General features: G+C 62.7%; 1 protein-coding gene. It reads right to left on the minus strand.

Going from position 1 to position 1,607, the window contains the following annotated elements:
* Window positions 1-195: 195 nt before the first annotated feature.
* A partial coding sequence (locus KVS69_RS18165; protein WP_254622275.1) for an aldehyde dehydrogenase family protein occupies window positions 196-1,607 on the minus strand: 1,412 nt, incomplete at its 5' end.

The following is a 1,607-nucleotide window of genomic DNA, read 5'->3' on the forward strand; positions in this document are numbered from 1 at the left end:
CCAATCGCCTCGTGCCCAAGCGCGCGCTTGTGTTCATGGACTTCGTAGCAGAGGCGTTTGCAAAGATCCCGCAGCTCAACCGCTGAGCCAAGCGAGAAGTCAGAGGCCAGTCCAGTGAAAGGCACGGCGAGAGAGCTTCCCGCCGTGCGTGATACCTAACATCAAGCGCGGGCGGTCTGTGCTGAATCGCCGCAGTCAGTGGAGCGCAGGGATCTTGATGGACTTCACGTTCACGAATTCCTTGAGGCCTTCCGGGCCGTGCTCGCGGCCGTAGCCCGAAGCCTTCACGCCACCGAAGGGCAGCGACGGAGAGGCAACGTCGAAGGTATTGATGAAGACCATTCCGGTATCGAAATACTTCGTGGCCAGCTCACGGGCGCGCTTGACGTCGCGGCTGAAGATGCCGCCGCCCAGGCCGTAGCGGCTGTCGTTGGCGATGCGCAGCGCATCGTTATCGTCCTTGGCGCGGATGATGGCGGCCGCAGGGCCAAACAGCTCGTCTTCATACGCCACCTGCCCCGGTGACACATCGGCCAGCACGGTCGCGGGATAGAACCAGCCGGTACGGTCGGGGACTTCACCGCCCACCAGCAGGCGGGCGCCCTGCGAGACAGTCTTTGTCACCTGCTCGTGCAATTTGTCACGCTGCGCCTCGGAGACCAGTGGGCCCAGCTGGGTATCGGCGGCGTTCGGGTCGCCCATCTTGATCGCTTCGAACTTGCTGGCGTAGGCAGTGACGAAGGCGTCGTAGTTTTTCTGCGTCACGATGAAGCGTTTGGCATTGACGCAGGTCTGCCCGTTGTTGAACAGGCGGCCCTTGACGCAGGTCTCGACGGCCAGATCGAGGTCGGCATCGTCAAGCACGAGATAGGCGTCGTTGGAGCCCAGCTCCAGCACCGTCTTCTTGAGCGCTGCGCCGGCCTTCGCCGCCACGGTACGACCGGCGGCCTCGCTGCCGGTCAACGTCACCGCCCGTACCAGATCGTTCTCCACGATGTCGTTGGACTGGTCATGGGTGATCAACAGCACGCCGAACAAGCCCTTGGGCAGACCGGCATTTTCGTAGATGTCACGAAGCAGCAGACCGCTGCCGGTGCAGCTCTCCGCATGCTTGAGCAGCACGCCGTTGCCTGCCATCAGGCTGGCGATGGAATAGCGGATCGCCTGGTAGGCCGGGAAGTTCCAGGGCTGGATGCCGTACACCACGCCGATCGGCGAATGGGTGACAATGCCGGTCGCACCCTCGATATCGCGCTCCTCGTCGGCCAATGCGGCAGGCCCCTGCTTGGCGGTGTAGTCACAGATGGCGGCACACAGCTCCACCTCCGTGCGGCTGTCTTCGATAAGCTTGCCGACCTCGCGGGTCATCAGCTGGGCGAACTCTTCCTTGCGCTCGCGAAGCGCCTTGGCGATGGCGGCGACCACCTTCGCCCGCTCGTCCAAAGAGCGCAGGCGCCATTCCAGGAAGGCCCTGTGGCTGGATTCGACTACGGCTGCCGCTTCGTCGTCTGACATGTACGAATAGGTGGCAATCACCTCTTCGGTCAATGGATTGATCGTCGTGAGCTGCTTGTTGGTCATGGAGAACCTGCACTTCGCGGGGGAAG

Source organism: Stenotrophomonas sp. GbtcB23 (genome assembly GCF_019091045.1).
In the GTDB taxonomy this organism is placed as follows: Bacteria; Pseudomonadota; Gammaproteobacteria; order Xanthomonadales; family Xanthomonadaceae; genus Stenotrophomonas; species Stenotrophomonas rhizophila_A.